The 25407-nt window shown below is 38.4% G+C and carries 30 protein-coding genes; 17 read left to right on the forward strand and 13 right to left on the reverse strand.

Annotated elements, in window-relative coordinates:
• Positions 1-69: 69 nt before the first annotated feature.
• The 4 genes from AC58DT_RS00740 to AC58DT_RS00755 all read right to left on the reverse strand — a co-directional run bounded on the left by AC58DT_RS00740 (position 70) and on the right by AC58DT_RS00755 (position 3864).
• Complete coding sequence (locus AC58DT_RS00740) at positions 70-729, reverse strand: tetratricopeptide repeat protein (RefSeq protein ID WP_497214844.1); 660 nt, start codon at positions 727-729, stop codon at positions 70-72.
• 122 nt (positions 730-851) lie between these two features.
• A complete protein-coding gene (locus tag AC58DT_RS00745; protein ID WP_497214845.1) occupies positions 852-3005 on the reverse strand; it encodes a TonB-dependent receptor in 2154 nt (717 codons plus the stop codon).
• Positions 3006-3136: 131 nt separating this feature from the next.
• The gene (locus AC58DT_RS00750) at positions 3137-3340 is read right to left on the reverse strand and encodes a helix-turn-helix domain-containing protein (protein WP_202335678.1); all 204 of its coding nucleotides are present in this window, start codon (positions 3338-3340) and stop codon (positions 3137-3139) included.
• A 2-nt stretch (positions 3341-3342) separates the two neighbouring features.
• A complete protein-coding gene (locus tag AC58DT_RS00755; protein ID WP_497214846.1) occupies positions 3343-3864 on the reverse strand; it encodes a DUF2975 domain-containing protein in 522 nt (173 codons plus the stop codon).
• Positions 3865-4076: 212 nt separating this feature from the next.
• On the opposite strand from AC58DT_RS00755, the gene AC58DT_RS00760 reads away from it, so the two are divergent.
• The 3 genes from AC58DT_RS00760 (at position 4077) to AC58DT_RS00770 (ending at position 6235) form a co-directional block, all read left to right on the forward strand.
• Positions 4077-4673: a YdeI/OmpD-associated family protein gene (locus tag AC58DT_RS00760; RefSeq protein ID WP_497214847.1), complete on the forward strand. Its 597-nt coding sequence runs from the start codon at positions 4077-4079 to the stop codon at positions 4671-4673.
• Between the two features lie 146 nt (positions 4674-4819).
• Complete coding sequence (locus AC58DT_RS00765; protein ID WP_497214848.1) at positions 4820-5788, forward strand: adenylate/guanylate cyclase domain-containing protein; 969 nt, start codon at positions 4820-4822, stop codon at positions 5786-5788.
• Between the two features lie 111 nt (positions 5789-5899).
• Entirely contained in the window at positions 5900-6235 is a 336-nt protein-coding gene (locus AC58DT_RS00770) for a hypothetical protein (protein WP_497214851.1), read from the forward strand.
• 42 nt (positions 6236-6277) lie between these two features.
• On the opposite strand, the gene AC58DT_RS00775 is transcribed toward AC58DT_RS00770, so the two are convergent.
• Positions 6278-7552, reverse strand: a complete 1275-nt coding sequence (locus tag AC58DT_RS00775) for an NAD(P)/FAD-dependent oxidoreductase (protein ID WP_497214852.1) — start codon at positions 7550-7552, stop codon at positions 6278-6280.
• Positions 7553-7665: 113 nt separating this feature from the next.
• Here AC58DT_RS00775 and AC58DT_RS00780 point away from each other — a divergent pair, with 113 nt between their 5' ends.
• Both AC58DT_RS00780 and AC58DT_RS00785 read left to right on the forward strand, forming a co-directional pair.
• Positions 7666-8160 carry an RNA polymerase sigma factor gene (locus AC58DT_RS00780; protein WP_497214853.1) on the forward strand — a complete coding sequence of 165 codons (495 nt, stop codon included), beginning with the start codon at positions 7666-7668 and terminating at the stop codon, positions 8158-8160.
• A gap of 6 nt (positions 8161-8166) precedes the next feature.
• Positions 8167-8811, forward strand: a complete 645-nt coding sequence (locus AC58DT_RS00785) for a DUF8845 family protein (RefSeq protein WP_497214854.1) — start codon at positions 8167-8169, stop codon at positions 8809-8811.
• Between the two features lie 71 nt (positions 8812-8882).
• On the opposite strand, the gene AC58DT_RS00790 is transcribed toward AC58DT_RS00785, so the two are convergent.
• Together AC58DT_RS00790 and AC58DT_RS00795 are read right to left on the reverse strand one after the other, a co-directional pair.
• Positions 8883-9686, reverse strand: a complete 804-nt coding sequence (locus tag AC58DT_RS00790; RefSeq protein WP_497214855.1) for a lysophospholipid acyltransferase family protein — start codon at positions 9684-9686, stop codon at positions 8883-8885.
• Between the two features lie 145 nt (positions 9687-9831).
• Complete coding sequence (locus AC58DT_RS00795; RefSeq protein ID WP_497214857.1) at positions 9832-10473, reverse strand: NUDIX hydrolase; 642 nt, start codon at positions 10471-10473, stop codon at positions 9832-9834.
• Between the two features lie 2 nt (positions 10474-10475).
• Here AC58DT_RS00795 and AC58DT_RS00800 point away from each other — a divergent pair, with 2 nt between their 5' ends.
• Complete coding sequence (locus AC58DT_RS00800; RefSeq protein WP_497214858.1) at positions 10476-11192, forward strand: peptidylprolyl isomerase; 717 nt, start codon at positions 10476-10478, stop codon at positions 11190-11192.
• Positions 11193-11241: 49 nt separating this feature from the next.
• Here AC58DT_RS00800 and AC58DT_RS00805 read toward each other — a convergent pair whose 3' ends face one another.
• From AC58DT_RS00805 to AC58DT_RS00815, 3 genes are all read right to left on the reverse strand, one after another.
• Entirely contained in the window at positions 11242-12585 is a 1344-nt protein-coding gene (locus AC58DT_RS00805) for a T9SS type A sorting domain-containing protein (RefSeq protein WP_497214859.1), read from the reverse strand.
• A gap of 88 nt (positions 12586-12673) precedes the next feature.
• Entirely contained in the window at positions 12674-13288 is a 615-nt protein-coding gene (locus AC58DT_RS00810) for a trimeric intracellular cation channel family protein (protein ID WP_497214860.1), read from the reverse strand.
• On the reverse strand, positions 13285-14010 hold the full coding sequence (locus AC58DT_RS00815; protein WP_497214862.1) for an RDD family protein: 726 nt from the start codon (positions 14008-14010) through the stop codon (positions 13285-13287). Before AC58DT_RS00815 ends, AC58DT_RS00810 begins: the two co-directional genes overlap by 4 nt.
• Positions 14011-14049: 39 nt before the next feature.
• Here AC58DT_RS00815 and AC58DT_RS00820 point away from each other — a divergent pair, with 39 nt between their 5' ends.
• From AC58DT_RS00820 to AC58DT_RS00840, 5 genes are read left to right on the forward strand one after another with little or no spacing between them, the layout of a single operon-like run.
• A complete protein-coding gene (locus AC58DT_RS00820; RefSeq protein ID WP_497214863.1) occupies positions 14050-15024 on the forward strand; it encodes a stage II sporulation protein M in 975 nt (324 codons plus the stop codon).
• A complete protein-coding gene (locus AC58DT_RS00825) occupies positions 14999-15925 on the forward strand; it encodes a hypothetical protein (protein WP_497214864.1) in 927 nt (308 codons plus the stop codon). Before AC58DT_RS00820 ends, AC58DT_RS00825 begins: the two co-directional genes overlap by 26 nt.
• Entirely contained in the window at positions 15918-16643 is a 726-nt protein-coding gene (locus AC58DT_RS00830) for a hypothetical protein (RefSeq protein WP_497214865.1), read from the forward strand. Before AC58DT_RS00825 ends, AC58DT_RS00830 begins: the two co-directional genes overlap by 8 nt.
• The gene (locus tag AC58DT_RS00835; RefSeq protein ID WP_497214866.1) at positions 16633-17820 is read left to right on the forward strand and encodes a DUF4350 domain-containing protein; all 1188 of its coding nucleotides are present in this window, start codon (positions 16633-16635) and stop codon (positions 17818-17820) included. The genes AC58DT_RS00830 and AC58DT_RS00835 overlap by 11 nt, the downstream gene beginning before the upstream one ends.
• Positions 17821-17824: 4 nt before the next feature.
• A complete protein-coding gene (locus AC58DT_RS00840; RefSeq protein ID WP_497214867.1) occupies positions 17825-18817 on the forward strand; it encodes an AAA family ATPase in 993 nt (330 codons plus the stop codon).
• A 112-nt stretch (positions 18818-18929) separates the two neighbouring features.
• Here AC58DT_RS00840 and AC58DT_RS00845 read toward each other — a convergent pair whose 3' ends face one another.
• Complete coding sequence (locus AC58DT_RS00845) at positions 18930-19202, reverse strand: hypothetical protein (protein WP_497214868.1); 273 nt, start codon at positions 19200-19202, stop codon at positions 18930-18932.
• Positions 19203-19212: 10 nt separating this feature from the next.
• Here AC58DT_RS00845 and AC58DT_RS00850 point away from each other — a divergent pair, with 10 nt between their 5' ends.
• Both AC58DT_RS00850 and AC58DT_RS00855 read left to right on the forward strand, forming a co-directional pair.
• Positions 19213-20547 (forward strand): DUF58 domain-containing protein, encoded by a 1335-nt coding sequence (locus tag AC58DT_RS00850; RefSeq protein ID WP_497214870.1) that lies wholly within the window; start codon positions 19213-19215, stop codon positions 20545-20547.
• 57 nt (positions 20548-20604) lie between these two features.
• Complete coding sequence (locus AC58DT_RS00855) at positions 20605-21543, forward strand: hydrogen peroxide-inducible genes activator (RefSeq protein WP_497214871.1); 939 nt, start codon at positions 20605-20607, stop codon at positions 21541-21543.
• 103 nt (positions 21544-21646) lie between these two features.
• On the opposite strand, the gene AC58DT_RS00860 is transcribed toward AC58DT_RS00855, so the two are convergent.
• Complete coding sequence (locus AC58DT_RS00860; protein ID WP_045079953.1) at positions 21647-21844, reverse strand: hypothetical protein; 198 nt, start codon at positions 21842-21844, stop codon at positions 21647-21649.
• A gap of 192 nt (positions 21845-22036) precedes the next feature.
• Positions 22037-22489: a DUF4442 domain-containing protein gene (locus tag AC58DT_RS00865; protein WP_497214872.1), complete on the reverse strand. Its 453-nt coding sequence runs from the start codon at positions 22487-22489 to the stop codon at positions 22037-22039.
• 134 nt (positions 22490-22623) lie between these two features.
• Here AC58DT_RS00865 and AC58DT_RS00870 point away from each other — a divergent pair, with 134 nt between their 5' ends.
• Genes AC58DT_RS00870 through AC58DT_RS00885 form a run of 4 tightly spaced genes read left to right on the forward strand, consistent with a single transcriptional unit; the run spans position 22624 to position 25388 of the window.
• Complete coding sequence (locus AC58DT_RS00870; RefSeq protein ID WP_497214873.1) at positions 22624-23124, forward strand: DUF4870 domain-containing protein; 501 nt, start codon at positions 22624-22626, stop codon at positions 23122-23124.
• Entirely contained in the window at positions 23108-23293 is a 186-nt protein-coding gene (locus tag AC58DT_RS00875) for a hypothetical protein (RefSeq protein WP_497214874.1), read from the forward strand. The genes AC58DT_RS00870 and AC58DT_RS00875 overlap by 17 nt, the downstream gene beginning before the upstream one ends.
• Positions 23290-23628: a PadR family transcriptional regulator gene (locus tag AC58DT_RS00880; RefSeq protein WP_202335656.1), complete on the forward strand. Its 339-nt coding sequence runs from the start codon at positions 23290-23292 to the stop codon at positions 23626-23628. Before AC58DT_RS00875 ends, AC58DT_RS00880 begins: the two co-directional genes overlap by 4 nt.
• On the forward strand, positions 23625-25388 hold the full coding sequence (locus tag AC58DT_RS00885) for a PspC domain-containing protein (protein ID WP_497214875.1): 1764 nt from the start codon (positions 23625-23627) through the stop codon (positions 25386-25388). The genes AC58DT_RS00880 and AC58DT_RS00885 overlap by 4 nt, the downstream gene beginning before the upstream one ends.
• Positions 25389-25407 lie beyond the last annotated feature (19 nt).

Here is a 25407-nt window from a genome sequence, read left to right on the forward strand (position 1 = left end):
TTTTATACCTACAAGGTCTTAAAGACCTTGCAGGAGGATATGGAGTATTCGCGAATTGGCGGCAAAATTTTAATTACAGCTTTCTGCCTGTACTTGCTTAGCCCGTTCTTCACCATAAGTTGGGTAAAATTCACCCGCTGGTTTAAAGGTAGCAAAAAGATCTATGGCGCGCTGAATGTCTTTACAGTAGGGTTCAATGGATTGCCCAAAATATTTTGCGCCGCCCATATCCCATTCAGCTTTTGCTAAAATAATACGTGGATTATCTGGAGCAAGCGCCAAGGCTTTATTGTAAAGTTCCGAAGCTTTCGCGGAATAGGTCATTCCGTACTGTTGTCCATCATAAACAATCCAAGCGGTATATAGTTGTGCCTGTAAAACCAGTAAATCTGGGTTTTCTTTTGAAATTGCGGTAGCATCATTGATAAAATCCTGCGCTTTGTCCAATTGAGCTTTCAATTTAGTTCCGTCCTTTTCGGTAAAACTGTTGATTACGTTAATCTGCGCCACGTAATACGGTGGCAACCAATTATCGGGTTCGGCTGTTGCAATACGTTCAAACACGTTTGCGGCTTCCCACGATTTGTTTTCCTGCCAAAGCTGAAAAGCTTTTCGCATTCCCTGTTGATATTTAGTGGGTTCAGCGGCTGTATTAACTGCTGAATCTGTTTGTCCCTGCATAATAAGGGCAGTAAAAAAGATCATTAAATACGTGATTACATTTTGCATGGTTTCAAGATTTTTAGTTAGTATAAATTGTTATTCAAATTTCTTTTAAAATATTCAGCTTTAAAAAATTGATAACCCGAACTGTTGAATTTTATAGCTGAATTGTAAGTTTGACTCCGCCATTATAAATTATCAAGCTGATTGTCCTTTCCATCATCGCTGATGGTCCAGAAAAAGCCCACAAAAAAGAACTGATCTGCGGCAGGAAGTAATTCTCTGCGGGCAAAGTTTCCATTTACATCCGGAGCATTGGCATATTGATAGCCATTTACATTTTTAAAAGCAAAAACATTATTTACGGAAACATATAGAATCTTTTGTTGTGAAAGTAAATATGCCCAGTTCAAGCTCACACTGTTATAATCGCGGGCTTTATTCTGAAGAAAACCGGGCGTGTTCAAATCGGTATAGGTTCTTCCGCTGCCGTATTGATAACTGAACCCAATCTGGCTTTTCCAATCGTTAATCCAGTATTTTCCAACTACCGAAAGGTTATGGGTATTTGCAAAACTCGGCGTGGCGGCAACGGGGTAATTTTTATACTTCCGTTCGGTGTCCAAATAGGAATAACTTACCCAATAATCTATGTTTCTAAGCGTCTCATTGTCTCGCCAAAATAAATCAAGTCCTTGCGCAAAACCATCACCATTGTTTAGAAATGTTGTGTATACGTCAGGAATTTCGTCATTATATGTAACAAGATTGGTATATTGCTTTCTATATATCTCAGCACGAAAAATTCTATTATTGGCTGAATATTGATAGTTCATAATATAGTGTTGGGTATGCTGCGCTTCCAGATTATTGGTGAATTTCAGCACTTCGCTTTCCGGCTGCTGAAAGAAATCGCCATAGGCTAATGAAAGCTGGCTGCTCTTCCCTGTTTTATAGGCAAAGGAAATTCTTGGCGAAACCGTAAACTCTTTGAACAATTCACTGTATTCACCACGAACGCCCAGTTTTAAGGCTAGCTTTCGCGAAAAAATAAAATCTGCCTCCGTAAATGCTGCCGAAATATTATTGTAGTAGCCTAATTTTGCGGCAAAATTTGGTTCGTCATAATCTTCGTTGAAGTCGGTCACAAACTGTTCGGCCCCAAAATTTAACTTAAACCGATTGCTAAAGCGTTTTTTCAACCTCAGCTTTAGGTGTGCTGAATTTTCAATATCTTTTATATTGGCTTCGTCAATGCCAACCTTGGTTTTTCCGAAAGTATAACTTCCACCGCCAAAAACAGTCCAGTCATTTTCAAGCATTTTACTGTAACTGGCATTGGTATAAAAATTTTGGTTGTTGAGTTTAAATCGCGTTCCCTCGGGCTGGTTTATGTCTTCTTGGGTAAGCTCAAAATCGGAAGTGTCAAAAGCACCGTAAACTTTTAAGAGACCATCCCCAATTTTCTGACGAAAAACCGCTTCACCCGAAGCTGTTTCAAAAGGTTTTTTCCAATCATTTCTATCTGGCAAAAGCGCTATGTAAGGCGCTAAATTTATATAGGTAGTGTTAACGCTCAACGAGCTTTTTTCCCACTTTTCAGTATGGCCAAGACCGCCGCCCACGCTCATAATGGCAATGTCAGTCTTTCGTTGCGCTGGTTCGTCTATAGTGTTCAAAAGTAATACGGACGATAATGCTTGTCCATATTCCGCAGAGTAACCACCCGTGGAAAATGTAATTCCATCAAACAAGAAAGGACTGTAACGTCCGCGTGTAGGCACATTGTTTGTTGTAGGCGAATATGGCGTAAAAACCCGTATGCCATCAATGAAAATCTGGGTTTCGCCAGCATCGCCCCCTCGTACAAAGAGGCGTCCGTCTTCTGCAACGGTCGTGGTTCCCGGAAGGGTTTGTAATGCGCCCACAAAGTCTCCCAATGCACTTGCGGTTGTAACGATATCCAAAGGTTTTAAAACAGAAATTTTACTGTTATCGCCCGCAGAAAAGGAACCTGCAGAAATTGTTACGGTATCTAGGGAATTCACATCATCACGAAGCGTAATTTTCAAACCTTTCATTTTTGAAACATCATCAATGATTTTTGAAGCCTCAAAAGAAACATAGGAAATGGTCAAGGTTTGTGTGCCGGTTTCAGAAGTTTCAAATGAAAATTTTCCGTTTTCATCGGAAGTACTTCCATCGTAAGTGCCTTCTAAATACACATTGGCTCCAAAGATTGGTTTGCCGCTATTATCGGTAACGATTCCGGATACCGTATTTTGGGCAAAAAAGAAAAAAGGTGAAAGGAGCGCTAAAATGGTAATGATTGAAATTTTCATAGATCGGTTGGTTTTTATTTTTAGGTCAAAGATGAAACTTCAAGGTATCATTTCAGAAAAAAATAAACCGAACTGTAAAAAATGATGTCCCAATTGTAGTATTTCATTATAGATATTTTTTTGGATAAAACTTACTCAACAAATTCCAAAATATCTCCTGGCTGACATTCCAATACCTCGCAAATGGCCTCTAAGGTGCTAAAGCGCACCGCTTTTGCTTTTCCGGTTTTCAAAATGGAAAGGTTGGAAAGCGTAAGCCCTACTTTTTCGGAAAGTTCGTTTAATGACATTTTTCGCTTGGCCATCATCACGTCCAAGTTTACGACTATTGGCATAATTAAATTGTTAGTTCATTTTCGTTTTGTATCTCTACTCCTCTTTTAAAGACCAATGCTATTATATAAATGACACCCGCAAAAAATAAAAACTGTTCTGCGCCCCAGTCTATTTGTAATGTAAACCCTTGCTTCATGATACGGTTTGCATAGTTTTCCGCAATTATGGCCACAACACCAATACTTAAAGCATAATGGCTCATTTGTGTAATTAGCGAAGCGGTCTTTTCATTAAAGGGATAACTTAAATCAAATTTCATAAAAAGCTTTATCACAAGATAGGCAAGATAAGCTTTCAGTGCCGACAGCGCTATCAAAAAGCTGGCTATGCCAATATAATATTCTACGTTAAAATTGTACACATCTAAAAGATCCAGCCCCATATAAGTATCTGCTGCGCCACCGGAATTTATAAAGAGGGTTACAAAAAGAGAGACGAGCAAAGCCCCGGTCTTTATGCACAAACCAATGAATATTATCCAAAATATAATATTCATCACTTTCATTATAATATTTGTTTTCATTAGAGATATTTTTATAATTACTTTACGAAAGTAAATAAATATTTATTGATTAACAATAAATATTTTGTAAAATTTAATAAAATAATTTTCCTGATTAAACATTCATTCTTTGTCACAGAAAACCAATTTTTGTAAATTTCAAAATAAAATCAGTCCTACTTTTTTATGCAAAAAGAAATGGAAAATTGTATCTTCGGAATAAAAGAAAAGTAATGGATGATTCTCAAAAAGTTGATGCTTACATTAATAAACAAACCAAATGGAAGGTAGAATTGCAAAAGCTCCGCGAAATTATATTGCAAACAGAATTAAAGGAAGAAGTAAAATGGAGCAAACCCAACTACACTCTTAATGGAAAATTAGTAGTAGGAATTGCCGATTTTAAAAACCATATGGCGCTTTGGTTTCACCAAGGTGTTTTTTTAAAAGACAAGCATAACAAACTTCTTAACGCACAAGAAGGCATCACCAAAGCACTACGGCAGTGGCGGTTTGAAAAGGGTGATGAAATTGACCCTCAAATTGTTTTGGAATATATAGAAGAAGCTATAGCCAACAGCAAGTCTGGAAAGGAATTAAAGCCCGTGAGAAAAAAAGGTGTCTCAATCCCGCCTATTCTTGAAAATGCCTTCAAGAAAGATACTTCATTAAAAAATCATTTTCAAAAACTCACTCCCGGCAAACAGCGAGAATATGCCGAACATATTGGGCAAGCAAAACGGGAAGCTACCCAACAGAGCAGATTGGAAAAATGCATTCCTATGATAAAAAATGGGGATGGCCTTCATGACAAATACAAAAACTGCTAATGGGTTTAAAACCTAATTTTGAAAGATACACTACCAGACAGCTGTGGTTTTATACGCGACGGGCTTTTTGGATTTTGATAGCGTGGGTGATAATTTCGAATGTTATGTTTTTTTACGAATTCATTACTCTAAAAAGCAACGGAGTATTGAGTTCTAGTTACGATTTTTATTCAGCAGTAATGGCAAACCTTATTGTTGCCATTTCAGCAGGGCTCATAGGCGGCATTGTAACCGTAAATTTAATGGAACGTTGGCTTAGGCGTTTGGTTTTTTGGAAAGCCCTTCTTTATTTAATAATCGCTTACACCGTCACCGCTTTTTTGGTAGGTGCCATTGGTGCATTGTACATAACGAGTGAAGACTTGGGGGTTCCATTCTATACCTTGGAAGTGCTTCAGCAAACAATTTCCTTTTTTGGCACATGGCTTTTTATAAAGAATTATATCATTTGGCTATTCATAGTTCTAATTACGCTTATCGTTTTGATGGTAAACGACAAATATGGTCCTGGAGTGTTTCCGGATTATTTAATAGGAAGATATTTTAGGCCCAAACATGAACGACGTATTTTTATGTTTGCCGATATTAAAAATGCCACGGGAATTGCCGAAAGTTTGGGAGAGGAAAAGTATTTCAATTTTTTGAAAGATTTTTTTAGGCACATAGCTCCCGCCATAGTACAAACCCGCGGCGAAGTTTATCAATATGTTGGTGATGAAGTGGTTGTGTCTTGGAAAATGAAATGGGGCCTAAAACGCGGAAATGCTATACAATGCTATTATAGCATGAAAAAGATAATTAAATATAAAGCTCCCAAATACTTAAAAAAATACGGTGTGGTTCCCGAATTCAAAGTGGGTCTTCACTACGGCACGGTAATGGTTGGTGAAATTGGGCAAATAAAGCGCGATATCGCTTTTTCTGGTGATGTTTTGAACACAACCTCACGTATTCAGGCCATGTGCAACGAACTGGATGTCGAAATTTTAGCTTCAAAACCATTTGCCGATATTGCTTATAAATTACCAAAAGGCGTTACCAAAAAAGAACTGGGGAAAGAAAAGCTTCGCGGTAAAAGTGAAGAGATTGCAATGGTAACCTATGAAAAATTATAATACCCAAAGACTATAATAAATTATTTATGAAATGCCCATTAACTAATTACGAACCAACCGAAGATGATTAATTACGGCATTACATCTTCCATTTTATTAAATATTATACAGATGAAAACAGACAACTACACAAAAATCATTTTAACAATCATCGCTGTTTGCCTCACCATAAATGTGATGAGAGACTTTGAATTTATTCCGTCCGCTTACGCAAACGAAATCGAAACACTACCCAGTAAACCTTTCACGGAAGTGATGGACGTACGCTTGGTAGACATTAACACTTATGACGAACTAAACGTTAACCTTAAAAGTGTTGATACCTATGATGAAGTGAAAGTAAATCTCAAAAAGATTGAAACCTCGGATGAGCTGGACGTTAACATTGATGAAATCGGTGGCAGTTGGGTTTCAAATGGTGGGCCTATCCCGGTAAAGGTTCAATAAACGGAAGGCTGTAGGCTATATTTATATATAACCCAACAGCGGTTAGGTTTTTTTAAAAGGACGAATAATCAAGCGTGCGGCGCGATCATAATTGATGTAACTATACGTCCAATTAAAAAACGTTACTACCCTATTTCTGAAACCCACCAAAAACCAAAGATGAACAAACATCCAAAGAAACCAGGCTATTGCGCCGCCGAAGTATAATTTGCCCATATCAACAACCGCCTTATTGCGTCCTACGGTGGCCATGGTTCCTTTATCAAAATATTCAAAAGGCTCCATTTTTTCACCTTTTAGCATTTTCCTGAAATTTTTCCCCAGCTGTTTACCCTGTTGAATGGCAGGCTGTGCAACTTGCGGATGCCCTTTAGGGTATTTTGTAGATTCCATTAAGGCAACATCCCCAAGTGCATAGATATTTTCAAAACCTTTTATTTTATTAAATCCATCAACTTTATATCTATTGGCTTTCTCTATTAATGCCTCACCATCTATTCCTTTTATAGGAGCGCCAGTAACTCCAGCAGCCCATATAAAGGTTGCCGTTTCAAATTTTTGACCGTCTTTGGTAGTAACTGTTTTCCCATCATAATCACTGATAAATGTTTCCAGATGGATTTGAACACCAAGTTTTTCTAAAAATTTATGCGCCTTTTCCGAAGCCTGCTTGCTCATTGGCGGTAACACCCTATCCAATCCTTCAATAAGGTGTACGTTCATTTCTTCCTCTTCAAGCTCGGGATAATCGTTCTCAAGAATTCCCTTTCTGAATTCTGCCAAAGCTCCCGCAAGCTCCACGCCAGTAGGCCCAGCCCCTGCAATCACAAAATTCAGTAGTCGCTTTCTTTCCCTTTCATCTGTTGTTATATCTGCCTTTTCAATATTCTGTAGCATCAAACTTCGAATGTTAAGTGCTTGCGGTACTGTTTTCATGGGCATGCTATTTTCTGCGATGTTCTCATTTCCGAAGAAATTGGTACGCGTACCCGTGGCAATTACCAAATAATCATAATTTAAACTTCCGATGGAAGTTAAAATACTGTTGTTAACCGTATCTATTCGTTCCACTTCTGCCATTCTGAAATGAAAATCCTTATTATCCCTGAAAATTTTTCGAAGTGGATATGCTATGGAATCTGGCTCTAATCCAGCCGTGGAAACTTGGTATAGCAATGGCTGGAACGTATGGTAGTTGTGTCTGTCAAAAAGTACAATTTGTATCTTCTCTTTTTGAAGCTTTTTTATGAAAGAAATACCAGCAAATCCGCCACCTATAACTACAATTCGGGGCAAGCTGGTTTCGGGAATATTCATCTGTTTATTTTATACCCTAAATTTAGGCATTGTAATGAGAGTTCGTTTAATTTTTATGATTTTTGTAACAAACCTCTCTTCGTAAATACTAATCAAAAGCTAACAAACTACCATTGAACAAAGAGCTAGAACATAGTTTTGTGACCCAACTGGAGGAGAATCAAAACATTGTACATAAAATCTGTAGGTTATATACCAATGACAGCGACGCGCATAACGATCTGTTTCAGGAAATAACCATTCAACTTTGGCGCGCATACCCAAAATTTCGGGGCGATTCCAAATTTAGCACTTGGATGTACCGCGTGGCACTTAATACGGCAATAACGCTTTATAGAAAATCAAAAAGAAGTATAAAAACACAGGATTTTGAAGGGGTCAGTTTTAAAATTTCCTCAGAACCCTATGATGATACAACCGAACAACAATTGAAGCTTATGTACAGTGCCGTGAAAGATCTGAACGATATTGACAAAGCATTGGTTTTTCTCTATCTGGAAGACAAAAACTACAGGGAAATCTCTGAAACCCTTGGTATTACAGAGGTAAATGCTAGAGTGAAAATGAACCGGATAAAGGAAAAATTACGAACCATTTTAAATCCGTAACCCACAATGGATGAACTGGAACTATTAAAAAAACAATGGCAAAGCAGTGAGCAAAAGCTTCCGAAGCTTACCTATGATGATATTTACAAAATGTTGTTGAAGAAATCCTCTTCAATCGTAAAATGGATATTCTACATAAGTATTGCCGAAATTCTTTTTTGGACCCTCCTTTCCTTCATGGTACCGGAATCGAGCACCAAGTTTAGTGACGATATTGGTCTTCATAATATTTTGGTGGGCGTAAACGTGCTAAACTATACGGTATTTGGAGTTTTTATCATTCTTTTTTACCGAAACTATCGCAAAATCTCAACCACAGATTCTATCAAAGACTTGATGAAGAATATTCTGCGTACACGAAAAACGGTCAAGTATTTTGTGATTTACAACGTAACAGCTTCAGTTTTACTGATAATAGGAATTAATTTTTACTACTATTTCAACCAGGATATTGTATTCCAGTTTATGACGGAAGATTATGGTATCACGAACATTTCACAAGAAAGGTTTATGAAAATGTTTTTTGTGATCCAAATACTTTTCGGAATCGTGATGATTGGTTTTATCCTTTTATTTTACAGAATTGTTTACGGAATTCTTTTAAGAAGGCTGTACAATAACTATAAAGAACTAAAGAAGATAGAGTTGTGAAAAAAGCCGCAGTAAAAAGTTATGATACCCTTTAAAACTACTGAAAACTGCCACTGCGACTGAAAACTCATTTAATAACGCCACTGACGCTCTTTGTTGAGTTCTTCTTCGCTTTGTATTGCAGAAGCAGGTATTACTTTTAGAAATGATGGATGCTGCTCAATGGCATATTCCAGCTTTTCCACGATTTGTTCCATTGTCTCGTTATCGTAATCAATATCAAGCGGTGGTTTGATTTCCATAGATTGAAGAATACCCCTTTTCTTTATCCGAAGCCCTTTCTTATCAAACGATCTTCTGAAACCATCAATTACAACGGGAACTACTACAGGTTTGTTCTTTTTGATGATATGTGCAGTTCCTCTGCGGATGGGTTTCCAAGGTTTGGTAGTTCCCTGCGGAAAGGTAATCACCCAACCGTCATTTAGCGCTTTGGTAATATTGCTTACATCGCTCATCTTCACCTGCTTGTTTACTTCTTTTCCTTTTTCACGCCAGGTGCGTTCAATACTTACAGAACCAGCATAGGCAAGGATTTTTGGCAATAAACCATCCTTCATTGTTTCCTTTGCCGCTACAAAATAAATATTTAGTTTCGGGTTCCAGAGATATCCAATATTTTTAATGCTATCCTCACGGCCGTGCAGGCTTGCGTTAAAAACATGCAGCATAGCCGCAACATCTGCAAAATAGGTTTGGTGATTGCTTACAAAAAGTACATTTCTCTCTGGAAGCTCTCTAAGAATCTCGCTTCCCTCAATTTTTAATTCATTAAAGCCTTTAAATCTTCGGTGAGTTAACAGACCAGCTATCCGTATTAACCAGAGTTTTAAAAAAAGTATATGCCCAAAAGGGTTTTTTTTGAAGAGACTCATTTTTCAGTAATCAGTATTCAATATTCAATGGTCAGCGCTCAGTCTGCGGTAAGAAATGGCTTCATAAATTTGAACTTTGTAACACCTATCAACTACCGTCTACCTACTACCGACGTAGGAAAGACAAATATACTAAAATAAGCCATTACAGCACTTTTTTAAGCAATTCGCGCACTTCGTTGAGCATCATTGCGGTAGCGCCCCAAACTATGTGTCCGTTCAATTTAAAAGCTGGCACTTCAATGCTTGTGGCGTAGGACGTGGAGAGGGTTTGGGTGGTTACGTTCACATCGTCCATAAAGTCGCGTAGGGTTACTTCTATCAGTGCTTCCACTTCTTCTTCCTGCGGAATAAACTTTGGTGATTGTGCGGTTATTCCCAAAAAGGGTTGCACAAAAAAATTGCTGGGTGGAATGTAGATTTCAGTAAGCGCTTTTAATACTGAAATTGCATTCCGTGAAACGCCAACTTCTTCTTCGGTTTCACGCAAGGCGGCATCCTGTATGGAGTTATCTTCTGCTTCAAGTTTGCCGCCGGGAAAACCCACCTGTGCAGAGTGAACGCCTTTGTAAGTTTTCCGAAGGATTAAAATCAAGCGTGTTTCAAAATCTTCCGAAGGGTAAAAAAGCGACATCACCCCTGCCCTCTTTGCGGTATTCTGGTGGCGGGCAATGCGTTTCAGTTCCTGCAAGCGTTCCATAGGTGCCATTTTAAATTGGACCGTTTCGCCGGGAAGTTCCATTTTTGTTACTTTTACAATCCGTTTTTCAAAATCGCGAAAATCCATTTATGAAGAAGTTGTTTATTTATTGCCTGGGAATTGTTCTGTTCTTTGGAAGCTGTGAAGATAAGAAAAAGGCTTACGATGCCGATGGCTCTCGGGACAAAAACGAAATAGAAACAAAGACTGAGGCTAAAACTGAAACCGAACCTGATGCCATTTCAGAATATCCTGAAATTACGAACGATAATGTGGTTTCCTTTTTAACCGAATACGGAAAGGAAAACCCGGAAACCAAGGTCTTGATAACCACCCGGTTTGGCGATATTGAAATTGAACTTTACGAAGACACGCCAATGCACCGCGCCAATTTTATCTATTTGGTGAAACAAAACTATTTTCACGAAACATTCTTTCATCGAGTGGTTCCAAATTTTATAATCCAGGCCGGCAATAGTGATTTGGTTTCAACGCAGAAGAAACGCGCGGAGTTAGGAAAGGAATATTTGCTTCCCGCAGAGATAGTTCCAGGCCGCTTGCACGAATACGGAACGGTTTCGGGAGCCAAGGAATATCGTGAAAACCCTGACAATAGAACGGCACCGTATGAATTTTTTATTTTCTTGGGACCAAAATCTTCAACAACCCATTTAAACGGTAAATACACCATCTTCGGAAAAGTGACCAAGGGGATGGACGTGGTAGACGAAATTTCAAAAGTGAAGGCGGACGATGGCGACTGGCCGCTGAACAATATTTATATTAGCGCGAAGGTAATTGAATAGAAAATTCCAAAAATCACTGGAAGTTTCAGAAATTTCGGAATTTATCCAATTATTCTTTAATAAATTTCTTTGTGAAACTTTTTCCGTTTAAAGTTATTTGAGCAAAATACATCCCTGCGCTCAACTGTGAAACATCAATGGATTTTGAATAAACTTCTTTTACCAAAAATCCTTGAGTAGAATAGATTTTTACGTTTTCAATGTTTTCGGTTGATTGGATATTCAACATATTTTCTGCTGGGTTGGGGAATAATTGAAAATCTATGGTTGCTAAGTCTCTGATATCTAATAGACAATTTTCACTATACCTAGCAATTTCATCTTTGCACCAACCAAAATAGTTCTGTTGTTCGCAAACTTGACTATATGCATAATTTACGTCATCAACTTGAATGCATGTGAGCTGATTGTTATAGGCTAACATCCTATCCATATTAATGTTGTTTCCGTTTTTGATATTTAATGATTTTATTTGATTATCGAAACAGTATAAACCTACAAGATTGCTCTGTAAAGACAAATCCAATACCGTAAGATTGTTATCATAGCAGGATAATAGTTCCAACGCTGGATTTTGCGAAAAATCCAACTCTATAATATTATTCATGGCACAATCCAAACTCATTAAATTAGGGTTTTGTGATACATTAATCTCGGTAATGGTATTGCCAACACAATACACAATTTCAAGCAAAGGGTTATGGCTAAAATCGAGAGTGGTTAGTAAATTAAAGCCACAATAAACAACTTCCAAAGCCGAATTTCCAGTAAAGTCGAGTTCTGTAATTTGGTTTTCAATACATCGAAAAACTCTCAAAAGTGGATTGTTCAATAAGTTTATGTTTGTAAACTTATTACTGTTTAAAACCAACTGATTAAGCTTACTGTTATGGCTCACATCTAGATTGGTAAGTTGATTGACGGCCGCCCCTAATGATTCCAGATTTAAATTTTGGGTTACGTTAAGACTAGTCAACTGATTATTGTTACATCTTAAAGTTATAAGTGCAGGATTTTGGGCAAAATCCAAACTTTGAATATCATTATCATCACAATCAAAAAACTTCAATTTTGTATTCTGCGATAAATCCAAAGAAGATAAATTATTGATTTTACAACTTAACCATTCTACGTTTATAAAGCTTTGTATTCCCTCTAGTGAGGCAATATTTTGATCGTTAAGGTATAATTGATATACCGCTTGTGCTTCAGAAACTTGAATTTCTCCGTCATTATTGGTGTCAGCGTCCCCATCCCAAATACCATCATTATTAAAATCTGCACAATACGTGGTTAACAGTGCATTTTTAAAATTCGCATCAGGAATATTCACAATCTGCGCATTAGTAAAACCACAGACTAAAAGAAAAAGAAAAATGTAAAGTTTTTTCATATAAAAGATTTTGGGCGAATTACTTTTGGCGGCAATATATTATTTTTCCTACTAATTTCTAAACTCATAAGCCTTTAAACACTTAAACTCACAACTCATCCTTCCTATAAATACTCGGCAAGGAAAGATTGAAATATACCGCTAGCAACCGAACTATAATTACAATTGAACCAGAGATTATAACTATAAAATCTTCAGAAATTGGAGTATTGTGCAATAAGAAATATGCAGAAGCTCCCAAAATACAGGCCGTTGCATAAATTTCCTTTCTGAAGATGATGGGGATTTCATTACAAAGTATATCGCGCAGCACACCTCCAAAACAGGCTGTCATTGTTCCTAGAGCAATACAAATTATAGGATGAAAACCTGCCGCGATGCCCTTCTCTACCCCAACGATAGTGTAGAGTGCAATACCAATAGTGTCAAATAAAAACAGTGAACGACGAATGTAACCTAGCCTTTTTCTGAAAATAACTGCAAAAATTGTAGAACCAAAAATTACATAAACATAGGTAAGGTTGCGCATCCATGCTACGTTTGCATCAATAAGAATATCGCGCAATGTTCCACCGCCAACAGCCGTTACAAAGGCAATTATCAAAATTCCGAAAGGGTCCAAGCGTTTGTTGAGGGCGGTAAGTACCCCAGAAATGGCGAACGCGATGGTCCCTAAGATGTCTATGAGTAATATCAGCTTCACATGTTCTGTGTAAAATGGTTATAGTCGCGCAAAACGGTATCTATGTATTGTTTATCGTATAAATCTGAAGACGTTTCCAAAACGCTTTCCACTTTTTTCCGAAGCGCGTTCAAGGTTTTAAAATCATTTGATTTAATGGCGATGAGATAGGTTTCCTTTATAAGACGGGCATCTTTATCGGTCAACTTGGTTACGTTCAAAAACTTGGGTTGATAGTCGTCTGCAATTTCTTCCAAAATGGTATGACTTATTTTTACTTTACTTTTTGTACTTATTACAACCGTTCCTGCAGCGTGGTCGCCAACGCGTTGTCTCTTGTCTGAAAAAATAATGGAAAGCAAGCCAATGGAACCCAAAAAAATCCAGATATCTACCAACCGGAGCATCCACAAAACCATATAATCGCTCCAGCGCGCGGGACTTCCGTCCACTTTTACCACGCGGGTTTTCATCGCCATTTTTCCTACGGTCCTTCCGTTGAAAAGGATGTGCATATAAAGCGAATAGAACATTACCGGCAAGAGCAACAATTGCTGAAGCCCAAAAACAGTCCAATTATCACTGAATGCCATATTCATTGCCTCGGTGGCCAATTCTACGATATAGAAATACGCAAAAAACAGGAAAAGGTCTATAAGAAAAGCCAAAATACGCTCGCCCACACTTACTATCTTATAATCCAGATTTACGTTTTGGGTAGTATTGATTTCTAAGTTTGCCATGTAAAAGCAAGTGGTTATATTTATCGAAAATTTAAGAAGATGCGCGAAGCGGCATTCGTCAAGCAAAATAAGGAAAAATGGATTGCATTTGAAAAAGCAATCACACTTAATTCAAAAATAAGTCCAGACCAGCTTGCGGACCATTACATTCAGCTCACTAACGACCTTGCCTATGCGCAAACTTATTACCCTGATAGCAAGGTACTTCAGTATTTAAATTCGTTGGCTTCACAAGCGCACCAAAAGATTTACAAGAATAAAAAAGAAACCAAAAACCGCATTGTGAGCTTTTGGAAATACGAGTTTCCGCTGTTTTTCCGCCAGCATCAGCGTATGTTGCTCTTTTCATTTTTGCTGTTCGCTACAGCCACGGCAATTGGCGCCATTTCCGCAGTAAACGATGATTCATTCGTTCGGTTAATACTTGGCGATGGTTACGTAAATGAAACCTTGAATAATATTGAAAAAGGCGACCCGACCGCTATTTATAAAAGCGGAAGTGAAATAGGTACCTTTCTGGGAATTACCATCAACAACATTCGCGTGGCGTTTTTGGCGTATGCCTTTGGCGTGATTACCTCTTTGGGAACGGCCTACATATTATTCAGCAATGGCGTGATGCTCGGGGCCTTTTTCACCTTTTTCTACAACCGCGACCTTCTTTTCGAAGCCTCTAAGAGCGTTTGGTTGCACGGTACCATTGAGATTTCGGTAATCGTAATTGCGGGCTGTGCGGGAATGGTAATGGGCAACAGCATTCTTTTCCCAAAAACATATTCACGGAAAGTTTCATTTTTGAAAGGCGCAAAGGACGGTCTTAAAATTGTAGTCAGCACCATTCCCTTTTTCATCATTGCCGGGTTTATCGAAGGGTTTATAACCCGTTACAGCAATATGCCCGTTTGGTTGGCAATGACCATTATTTTTACTTCCTTGGCGCTTATTATTTTTTATTACGTTATTTATCCAATTATCCTCAACAAAAAGCATGCAAGACAAACATATTCAGCTTAAACAGCAACGCGATGTAGGCGAAATGATAACAACCTACTTTGAGTTTTTTAAACAGAATTTCAAACCATTTTTAAATATCTTCATCAGCTATAACGGTCTTTTTATTCTGGGCTTTTTGGGCGTAAGCTATTTAATGGTTACAGGTTTTATAGGTGCCTATAATGCTTCCAACACCTATGGAATTGAAAGTGACAATTCCGGTTATTTTATGATGTTAGGCTTGGGGTTTATGGGCTTTTTTATTCTCTACATAATTACAGCCGTGCTAAACTATAGCCTTGCTGCTGTTTACGTAATGCAGTACGAAAAAAACAGGGGTGCTATTGTAGAAAAAAAGAAAGTCTGGGAGACGGTAAAACAAAACCTCGGAAAAATAATCCTCTTTATAATCTTAATGGTCTTTGGTTACGTGATCGCAATGATAGCTGGAATTATCTTAGGTTTTATACCTATAATTGGAACCTTCGCATATTATCTAATTGTTTTGGCCTACACCAGTTGGGTGGGTCTGTCTTTTATGGCAATGATAAATGACAACAAAGATGTAACAGATGCTTTCGGGGAAGGCTGGAAACTTATGAAAAGTTTCTTTTGGAAAAGTGTGCTCTCAAATCTGGTCATAGGGATGTTGCTCGGTATTTTGATGATGGTTGTAATGATGGTTCCCGGCATTTTGATTGGCGTCTATGCCTTTCACTCTTTGGATACCGGCGTAGATCTAGCCAATTCGGCAGGAGCCAACGTGGTTTGGACGCTTGCCCTATCACTATTATTGATTCTTTATACCCTCAACCAGTCTATGATACAATTTGTGAACGGAATTCTATACTACTCCCTTCACGAAGAAACCTATAACGAAGCCACGCGCGAGCGTATCGAAAACATTGGCGCCGGTGAATAAATTGCTTTTTATATCTTTTTTCCTTTTCAATTTCTTCTCTGCCACAGCCGCAGATGTGGACAGTCTTACTGTGGCCGTTGACAGCAGTAAGCTTGCACCTAAACATTTCCCAGAAAATTTAAGTGAGAAATATTCCGGAAACGATTTCGATTACGACACAATGGAAGGCGAGGCAGAAAACTATTTGGGTCGCGCAATTACTTGGTTTTTCAATAGAATGGGTGAGTTTTTTGGTATCCATCTTTCGCCAGAAGCCTACCAAATCATAAAAATCATAGTGTACATTTTGCTTATCGTTTTCGCCATTTATATTTTGGTGAAATTGCTCGTGGGCGATAATGCCTCGTCATTTTTCAGCAGAAAAAGCAAAATGGTAGCGCCGCTCAATATTCAGGAGGAACACATTGAAAATATAGATCTGGACAGCTACATAAAAAATGCCCTAAAGGAAGAAAATTACCGTTTGGCGATTCGCTATATGTATCTTAAATCACTGAAATTACTGTCGCTGAACAACATCATCGATTGGCATTTTGAAAAAACCAACAGTGATTATTACCGCGAAATTGAGAATATTACCTTAAAGGAAAACTTCAAAAAAACCTCCTATCTCTACGACAATATTTGGTACGGCGAATATGCGCTGGACAAGACCGGTTTTGAAAACGCCGAAAAAGATTTTGAACGACTGAACCAAAACCTGAAAAATGTTGGATAAACGTTCAAAAAGGGTACTGTGGATTTTCGGAATCGCGTTGCTGGGCATCGTGATTACGGAGCTCGTGCGCCCAAAACCTATCGATTGGCGCGTCAGTTACACTTCGGCTGATAAAATTCCGTTCGGCGGCTTCGTGCTATGTGAGGAAGCCCCTTCCCTATTCAAAAATGCCGAAATAGAAAAGATTGCCAAAGACCCCTACGAGTTTTTGACGGACAGCACCTATGCGCAAAATTCGGCCTATATTTTTATCAATGACGAAATATTCTTTGATGAAAGACAGACCGATGAAATTTTAAAATATGTAGAAAACGGGAACACAGTGTTTATCGCTTCCCGCAACATTGGTTACATGCTGCGGGATTCCCTGGGCATCGAATCCACGGCCAATTACAATATTTTGGAAGAAGAAATTCGCCCGAAATTCTTCTCGCCATCGTTAAAACAAGATTCACTTCCTGCCTTCAAAAAAGGGGTTTTTAAAGCTTCCTTTAACGAAATTGACACCTTAAAAACCACGGCCCTGGGATATTATGAAAATGCCGAAAGTGCATTGGGAGATTTGAATTATGTGAAAGTAAACTTCGGAAAAGGACAGTTTTTATTGCACAACCTACCCGAAGCTTTTTCAAATTATTATCTGCTAAAAGGTAACGAACAATACGCCGCCAACGTACTTTCATACATTGATACCGATAAAATTTATTGGGATGAGTATCTAAAATCTGGACGAAAAGTCGTGGAATCGCCCATGCGGTTTGTTTTGGACCAAGCGCCGCTCACTTGGGCATATTATGTTCTGATTGGCGGATTATTGATTTTTGTACTTTTCAAGGGAAAAAGGGAACAGCGGATTGTGGAAGTTATTGAGCCGTTGGAAAATACTTCGGTTGAATTCACCAAAACCATTGGCGACCTGTATTTTCAGCATAAAGATTACAGCAATATTATAGCGAAGAAGATTACTTATTTTTTGGAAACCCTTCGCTCAAAATACTATGTGAACACAAATGAAATTACGGAAGATTTCATCAAAAAATTGGCCCTGAAAAGCGGAAATACGTTGGAAAAAACCCAGAAATTGATGCACTTAATAAAACATTTAAAAGAAAAATCAGTCCACAGCGAAGCCGATTTGCTGGAACTCAACAAGCAAATAGAAGCATTTAGACTATAAAATTATGGAAGAAACACAGGAAAATCCGTTGGAATTCAACGCGCGAATCGATTTAAAAAATCTGCAGGAAGCCGTTCAAAAAATAAAAGCCGAACTCGGAAAGGTAATCGTTGGGCAGCACGATATGCTGGAAATGCTCATCATTTCAATACTCACCGACGGCCATTCGCTTATTGAAGGCGTACCGGGCGTTGCAAAAACCTTGACCGCAAAACTGTTAGCAAAAACCTTGGCGGTAGATTTCAGCAGAATCCAGTTCACGCCAGACTTGATGCCGAGCGATATTTTGGGAACTTCAATCTTCAACGTAAAAACAAGCGAGTTTGAATTTAAGCAAGGTCCCGTTTTCTCAAACATCGTTTTGATTGACGAAATAAACCGTGCGCCAGCAAAAACACAGGCTGCACTTTTTGAAATTATGGAAGAGCGCCAAGTAACCATGGACGGTACCGAATATAAAATGCAACCGCCATTTTTGGTTTTTGCAACCCAAAACCCTGTGGAACAGGAAGGAACTTACGCCCTGCCCGAAGCGCAATTGGACCGTTTTCTTTTTAAAATAAATGTGCCCTATCCCACTTTGGAAGAAGAAATCCACATTCTTGAAAACGAGCACCATCGGAAGGATGCTTTCGTCTTGGATAGCGTGACACAAGTACTGAACGCAAAACAAATTGCCGAATACCAACACACCATTAAACAAATAATTATTGAAAGCAATTTGCTGAAATACATCGCAGCAATTGTGGACAATACGCGAACCAACGCAAATCTATTTTTGGGTGCCTCACCACGTGCGTCCTTAGCAATTATGAACGCTTCCAAGGCTTTGGCAGCAATAAACGGTCGCGATTTTGTAACCCCAGACGATATCAAAAAAATAGCCCCTTCGGTACTAAGACATAGAATTATGCTAACCCCAGAGCGCGAAATGGAAGGAATAACGGCAGATAAAGTGGTGCAACAGATCATTGAAACCATCGAAATTCCGCGATAGTATATATAAATGAGGTTGTAACCTGCAATTCAAGAACTAAAAGATCTGATTATCGAAGGGAAAAATGTAATTATTGAAGCAAAAGATATAATTAAAGAAGAGCAGGACCTCATTATGACAGCAAAAGATGAAATTCTGGCAGTGCAAGAATTAAATCGGAGGGTGAAAGACTCAATTCGGAAGGTGCAAGACCCAATTCCGAAGGTGAAAGACCCAATTCCGAAGGTGAAAGACCCAATTCCGAAGGTGCAAGACGTAATTCGGAGGGCGCAAGACCCAATTCCGAAGGTGAAAGACCCAATTCGGAAGGTGCAAGACCTAATTCCGAGGGGAAAAGACCCAATTCATTTAAAACCTGAAACCTGAAACCTGAAACCAGAAACAAATTTTAAAAAGTGAAGAAATTCCTTAAAAGCCTATACCTAAAAAAACGATTTTTCAGCGTGCTGTTCTCGCTGGCGGTTATGTTTGTGTTTTCTTACTTCTTCCAAGAATTGTTTGGCGTGGTTAAGCTTTTATTTTATTTGCTTTTGGTGCTTCTTGTTTTCGATATTTTCTTATTGTATCGAAATAAAACTGGAATTCAGGCACAGCGAATACTGCCCGAAAAGCTTTCCAACGGTGATGATAATTCCATTGAAATTAAGGTTGTAAATAGGTTTCAGTTTAAAACTTCCGTAAAGATTATTGACGAATTGCCCATTCAATGGCAGATTCGCGATTTTAAGATTGAAGCTATTTTGAATGCTTCCGAAGAAAAGAAATTTACCTATCAAGTGCGGCCAACGGAGCGTGGCGAATACCACTTCGGAAATCTGAATATCTTTTCCTCTACGGTTTTGGGATTGGTTGCCCGAAGACAACAGTTTTCCGCGGAAGCGATGGTGCCAAATTACCCTTCGTTTCTTCAGCTAAAAAAGTATGATTTTATTGCTTTTACGAATCGACTAAAACTTTTCGGACTTAAAAAAATCCGAAGAATTGGCCATACCATGGAGTTTGAGCAAATAAAGGATTACACTTCGGGCGACGATGTGCGGAACATAAACTGGAAAGCCACCGCAAAACGAAACAGCTTGATGGTGAACCAATTTCAGGATGAAAAATCGCAGCCGGTTTATTCGGTAATCGATAAAGGAAGGGTAATGAAAATGCCTTTCAACCAATTGAGTTTGCTGGATTATGCAATTAATGCTACGCTTGTTATTTCAAACATAGTTCTCAAAAAACACGACAAAGCGGGTATGTTTACCTTTTCCCGAAAAGTGGACGACCGTGTCATCGCGCAACGGCGAAGTGCGCAAATGCACCTTATATTGGAAACACTTTACAACGTGGAAACCGATTTCTCGGAAAGTGATTTTTCGAGATTATATGTTGATGTGAAGCGACATATCAAGCAACGAAGCCTGCTTTTGCTCTTCACAAATTTTGAAACGATGGATGCGCTGCACCGTCAGTTGCCGTATTTGCAGGCAATCAACAAAACGCATCTTTTGGTGGTTATATTTTTTGAAAATACGGAACTGAAATCCTTTATGCACAAAAAGGCCACCACCACCCATCAAGTTTTTGAGAAGACAATTGCTGAAAAATTCATTTATGAAAAGAAGCTAATCGTAAACGAGTTACATAAATACGGCATCCAATCCATTCTTACCGCGCCAGAAAACCTTACGGTGAATACCATCAATAAGTATTTGGAAATAAAGGCGAGAGGGCTTCTTTAAATTTTCATTATAAATTATATTGATTAAATATGTAAATTTGCATAAATATAATTTACAATGACAATCACCCAACTTAAATACGTTTTGGCAGTCGCCGAACAGCAGAATTTCACAAAAGCCGCCGAAAAAACATTTGTTACGCAACCCACGCTAAGTATGCAAATTCAAAAACTGGAGGAGGAATTGGAAATCCAGATTTTTGACCGAAGTAAAAAACCAATTGAACTTACGGGCGTCGGTAAAAAAATTGTGGAGCAGGCTCGAAACATTGTCAATGAGTCCGAACGCATGCAGGATGTGGTGGACCAGGAAAAAGGCTTTATTGGCGGCACTTTCAAACTCGGCATCATTCCTACCGTAATGCCTACGTTGCTACCTATGTTTCTGAAAAGCTTTTCAAACCGTTACCCAAAGGTGCAATTGAAAATTGAAGAACTGAACACAGACGAAATCATTACAAAAATTAACGATGGCTATTTGGATGCCGCCATTGCAGCCACTCCGCTGGAACAGGAAAAAATAAAAGAAAGACCCATTTATTATGAACCATTTGTGGGCTACATTCCGGAAAACCATCGTTTGGCCTCAAAGGAAAAGTTGGAAACCAATGACCTTGACATTGAGGATATATTATTGCTGGAAGACGGGCATTGTTTCCGCGACGGAATAATAAATCTGTGCAAAGCCTCTAAAAACAACAACCACGATAAGTTCCAGTTGGAAAGCGGAAGTTTTGAAACCCTTATAAAACTTTCAGATGAAGGTTTGGGGATGACGCTTCTGCCCTACTTACACACTTTGGATTTATTACCATCCCAAACCAAAAATCTAAAGTATTTTAAGGAACCGTCACCAGCACGAGAAGTGAGTTTGATTTATAGTAAAAGTGAACTTAAGATGCAGATTATTAATGCGCTGCACGATATTATTTCTGGTGTAATTCGTGGGGCAATTGCTTTTCAGGATGTGAAAATTATAAGTCCGACTAAAAAGTAGCACTTATTCAGAGGTCAGTATTCAGTGATCAGTGAAATAACTAAATAACCCATTAACTATTAACTATTAACTAAAAAATCCCGCCAGAAAAGGCGGGATTTTTTTATGGGTTTAGATAAATTAGACATTGATTTAATTGGGGGTTCTGCTTGATAAGCGAATCAATCCAGACTTTAAGTTCCTCTACTTCGTAAGGAAGTAATCTGGTTAACGCTTTTTTCAACTCCTTGCAAAACAAATTGACGTCAAAACTTACTTTTGAAAGTACAGCTTTGGTGTAATCAAACATTGCTCTTGCCATAGCTAATTGAGGTTTAGTTAAAAATTTAAGTAGGTAGATTTTTCTCGATAGGCAGAAGATATTTTGTATTAATGCGTTTTAAATATAACTATTTTTTTTCAATTAAATTCTGTTTGGGCTTTAATTCATTCTGTTAAAAAATTGTTAACCGCAATTAAAAGCTTACAAACCCTTAAAAGATTGCGTATTAAATCATTTAATCTTTAACGTCCATTCAAATTCAAAAGTAGAAACTATATCCCCAGTAGTATCCCTTCCCTCAGATTTCATACAAATTGTCTTGCCTTCGCCAGTAGCAATAGTTTTTTCTATTGCATGATTTATTAAAGCACCATCAATACAAGTGAACAGTATTCGCCCTCTCGCCTTTTTGGAAAAGGTAGCTCTATTATTGGCCACCAGCATTGAAATATTTTTGTTGCTTTCCTTAATTTTAGCCATAACCATTGCCCCTGTACTAAGTTCTGCAGCCATCCCCTGCACCGCCCAAAATATAGATTTGAACGGGTTTTGATTTATCCATCGGTGCTTCACCGTCGTTACGCAAGTGGTTTCAGAAATTGATTTCACACGCACGCCCGTAAAATATGCTGAAGGCAATTTAAACAATAAAAAAGTGTTGATTTTACTTGGGCTCAGATTCATTTTGACTTAAATAATACACGAAGATATTCAATATATTCTACACTTCCTATTTGTTAAAAATATGTTAATTATAGTACTATGCGTAACATAATACCTTCTTTTAGACATATATTTGCATAAGAAAATAACAAGTAATGGAAACTACAATCTCAGAAAACCAAAAAAACGTAAGTGCATTTATACACTTATCTACCTTTTTAAAATACTTTTTCCCGTTCGCGAATTTTATCGCACCATTATTGATTTGGACATTCAATAAGGAAAAGGCTTTTGTGGACGAGCACGGAAAGCAGGCAATCAATTTTCAATTGAGTGTTTTGGTATATACCATATTAATAGGATTGATATGCCTTCCCTTCTTTATCATTTTCGCAACGGATTTTATTTCCTTGATTGAGACCATCGATCACAATGCAGGGGAATTTTCAATAAACAATATCCAGAATTTGTCAGGTTACATATTACTGTTCGGATTGGCCATTTTATTGCTTCTGGCATTGTTTGTTTTTGAACTTTATGCCGTAATCAATGCATCCATTCACGCTTCGCGAGGGCAATTATATAATTATCCATTTAGTATTCCATTTATAAAAACCAACCTTAAAAACCCTATTCAAAATGAGCACATTAGTTAGTTACCTATTGGCCGCCATTTTACAATTTATAGGTGTAAGCATGCCCACGGAACAGGAAACTGTTAGCGCATTGACTCATCAACAATGCGAAGAAACCACTAGTGTGCTCCCCTATTCATTCATCATCAATAGCGAACAAGAATTAAAAACAAGTAAAGAACAATTATGAAAATCGAAAACACAAAAGCACAGATGCGAAAAGGGGTTTTGGAGTTCTGTATTCTTTCCGTTTTGAAAGACGGCGAGGCATATACTTCAGACATTCTTGAAACCCTAAAGGACGCAAAAATGCTTGTCGTGGAAGGCACAATCTATCCGCTGCTTACAAGACTGAAAAATGCGGGGCTGCTTTCTTACCGTTGGGAAGAATCTACCAGCGGACCACCACGCAAGTATTACGAACTTACCGATACCGGTAAACTATTTTTAACCGAATTGAACGATACCTGGGCAGAACTGCAACAGGCCGTGAACAAAGTAACCAGCGAAAAAAACACAAAATGAACAAGACAGTAAATATAAATTTGGCAGGCACTTCCTTTCACATAGATGAAGATGCCTTTGGGAAACTTTCGCGCTACCTAGACGCCATCCGCAAATCGTTGAAAGGAGCTGACGGTAGTGAAGAAATTATGCAGGACATTGAAGCCCGCATCGGCGAACTTTTTTCCGAAAAAATTGAAAGCCCTTCACAGGTAGTCACTTTAAAAGATCTTGACGAAGTGATTTCAGTGATGGGACAACCTGAAGATTATGAAGTTGACGACGAGATTTTTGAGGACGTTCCTCCGTCTTCGGGAGCATATTCTAAATCGCGGGCAAATGCTTCACACAAGCAACTTTTCCGTGATGTGGACAACAAATATATTTCTGGGGTATCGTCCGGAATTGGACACTACATCGGCATAGACGCAATTTGGATCAGACTCTTATGGATACTTTTGGTCGTAGCTGGAATGGGCTCCCCCATAGTAGTGTATATCCTGCTGTGGATATTGGTCCCGCCAGCGCTCACCACTTCGGAAAAATTGAAAATGACGGGCGAACCGGTGAATATTTCAAACATAGAGCGAAAATTCAAAGAAGGTTTTGACAACGTTGCCGATCGCGTAAAAAACGTGGATTACGACAAGTACGGCAACAAAGTGAAAAGTGGCGCATCCAGTTTTGCCGATGGCTTGGGAAACGTAATCATGACCCTGTTTAAAGTATTCGTCAAGTTTGTTGGCGTGCTGATAATCGTCGTTTCACTTTTTACGATTATTGGGCTTGTAGTAGGGTTTTTCACCTTTGGTTCAATTGATTTTTGGGGCAATTCAGAATTGACCGAGTATATCGCGCTGGTTGATACAACCAATGTACCTCTGTGGTTGATTGCTTTGCTATCACTATTTGCCGTTGGTATTCCGTTTTTTGTATTGTTCATTTTAGGATTGAAACTTTTAATTAGCAATCTGAAATCGATGAGCTCTACCGTAAAAATCCTACTGATTGTAGTTTGGGCATTATCGGTAATTGGTTTGGCGGTTTTGGGAATAAAGCAGGCAACCGAACAAGCTTACGACGGGAACTTCATAGAAGAGCAAACCCTTGCAGTACGTACCGGAGACACATTGCGAATCGCGATGCGCGCCGACAAACAATATAGTTATGAAGTGAGCCGTGAACATGGTCTTGAGTTAAAATACACCGAAGATGATAAACGGGTAATTTATTCGAGTGATATTCTATTAAACGTTGAATCCACAAAAGATTCCATAGGCAAGATTGTAATTGAAAAAGCTGCCGAAGGCAACAATAATTTGGATGCAAAAAAACGTGCGGAAGCAATAGAATACAACTATTCTTTTGAAAATAACAGTCTGATTCTCGACGGTTTCTTCATCACAGATACCAAAAACAAATACCGCGACCAGCAAATTGAAATAACAGTCTATGTACCCGAAGGCACGATAATTTATTCTGAAGAGAACGCAAATTCCTATTATGGATATAATTCAGAATTTGATGAGTTGAGCAATTGGGACAATGAAGCGCACTATTACAGAATTCTTAAAAGCGAAGTGCAGTGTCTTGATTGCAAAGCAAAGGAAGAAATGAAGGAAGAAGCGGACTCAACCGAAAACATCAATTCCGAAATGATTGTTGACAGTGTGAAAACAATCAAAAATAAAAATTGGGAGGAAGAGGTAAAGGAAGGCTTCAACAATAGAAATAGCGCTTCGGTCAATACCAGTGAGACGCTTACAATTACAATAGATTAAAAACCAAAAACCAATCGAT

Source organism: Aequorivita sp. CRS11 (genome assembly GCF_059693805.1).

What these genes read in the sequence shown, in the direction of transcription:
- AC58DT_RS00740 (WP_497214844.1), bottom strand. Translation starts at nt 729, where the DNA reads ATGCAAAATGTAATCACGTATTTAATGATCTTTTTTACTGCCCTTATT.
- AC58DT_RS00745 (WP_497214845.1), bottom strand. Translation starts at nt 3,005, where the DNA reads ATGAAAATTTCAATCATTACCATTTTAGCGCTCCTTTCACCTTTTTTC.
- AC58DT_RS00750 (WP_202335678.1), bottom strand. Translation starts at nt 3,340, where the DNA reads ATGCCAATAGTCGTAAACTTGGACGTGATGATGGCCAAGCGAAAAATG.
- AC58DT_RS00755 (WP_497214846.1), bottom strand. Translation starts at nt 3,864, where the DNA reads ATGAAAACAAATATTATAATGAAAGTGATGAATATTATATTTTGGATA.
- AC58DT_RS00760 (WP_497214847.1), top strand. Translation starts at nt 4,077, where the DNA reads ATGGATGATTCTCAAAAAGTTGATGCTTACATTAATAAACAAACCAAA.
- AC58DT_RS00770 (WP_497214851.1), top strand. Translation starts at nt 5,900, where the DNA reads ATGAAAACAGACAACTACACAAAAATCATTTTAACAATCATCGCTGTT.
- AC58DT_RS00775 (WP_497214852.1), bottom strand. Translation starts at nt 7,552, where the DNA reads ATGAATATTCCCGAAACCAGCTTGCCCCGAATTGTAGTTATAGGTGGC.
- AC58DT_RS00785 (WP_497214854.1), top strand. Translation starts at nt 8,167, where the DNA reads ATGGATGAACTGGAACTATTAAAAAAACAATGGCAAAGCAGTGAGCAA.
- AC58DT_RS00790 (WP_497214855.1), bottom strand. Translation starts at nt 9,686, where the DNA reads ATGAGTCTCTTCAAAAAAAACCCTTTTGGGCATATACTTTTTTTAAAA.
- AC58DT_RS00795 (WP_497214857.1), bottom strand. Translation starts at nt 10,473, where the DNA reads ATGGATTTTCGCGATTTTGAAAAACGGATTGTAAAAGTAACAAAAATG.
- AC58DT_RS00800 (WP_497214858.1), top strand. Translation starts at nt 10,476, where the DNA reads ATGAAGAAGTTGTTTATTTATTGCCTGGGAATTGTTCTGTTCTTTGGA.
- AC58DT_RS00805 (WP_497214859.1), bottom strand. Translation starts at nt 12,585, where the DNA reads ATGAAAAAACTTTACATTTTTCTTTTTCTTTTAGTCTGTGGTTTTACT.
- AC58DT_RS00815 (WP_497214862.1), bottom strand. Translation starts at nt 14,010, where the DNA reads ATGGCAAACTTAGAAATCAATACTACCCAAAACGTAAATCTGGATTAT.
- AC58DT_RS00820 (WP_497214863.1), top strand. Translation starts at nt 14,050, where the DNA reads ATGCGCGAAGCGGCATTCGTCAAGCAAAATAAGGAAAAATGGATTGCA.
- AC58DT_RS00825 (WP_497214864.1), top strand. Translation starts at nt 14,999, where the DNA reads ATGCAAGACAAACATATTCAGCTTAAACAGCAACGCGATGTAGGCGAA.
- AC58DT_RS00835 (WP_497214866.1), top strand. Translation starts at nt 16,633, where the DNA reads ATGTTGGATAAACGTTCAAAAAGGGTACTGTGGATTTTCGGAATCGCG.
- AC58DT_RS00840 (WP_497214867.1), top strand. Translation starts at nt 17,825, where the DNA reads ATGGAAGAAACACAGGAAAATCCGTTGGAATTCAACGCGCGAATCGAT.
- AC58DT_RS00855 (WP_497214871.1), top strand. Translation starts at nt 20,605, where the DNA reads ATGACAATCACCCAACTTAAATACGTTTTGGCAGTCGCCGAACAGCAG.
- AC58DT_RS00860 (WP_045079953.1), bottom strand. Translation starts at nt 21,844, where the DNA reads ATGGCAAGAGCAATGTTTGATTACACCAAAGCTGTACTTTCAAAAGTA.
- AC58DT_RS00865 (WP_497214872.1), bottom strand. Translation starts at nt 22,489, where the DNA reads ATGAATCTGAGCCCAAGTAAAATCAACACTTTTTTATTGTTTAAATTG.
- AC58DT_RS00870 (WP_497214873.1), top strand. Translation starts at nt 22,624, where the DNA reads ATGGAAACTACAATCTCAGAAAACCAAAAAAACGTAAGTGCATTTATA.
- AC58DT_RS00875 (WP_497214874.1), top strand. Translation starts at nt 23,108, where the DNA reads ATGAGCACATTAGTTAGTTACCTATTGGCCGCCATTTTACAATTTATA.
- AC58DT_RS00880 (WP_202335656.1), top strand. Translation starts at nt 23,290, where the DNA reads ATGAAAATCGAAAACACAAAAGCACAGATGCGAAAAGGGGTTTTGGAG.
- AC58DT_RS00885 (WP_497214875.1), top strand. Translation starts at nt 23,625, where the DNA reads ATGAACAAGACAGTAAATATAAATTTGGCAGGCACTTCCTTTCACATA.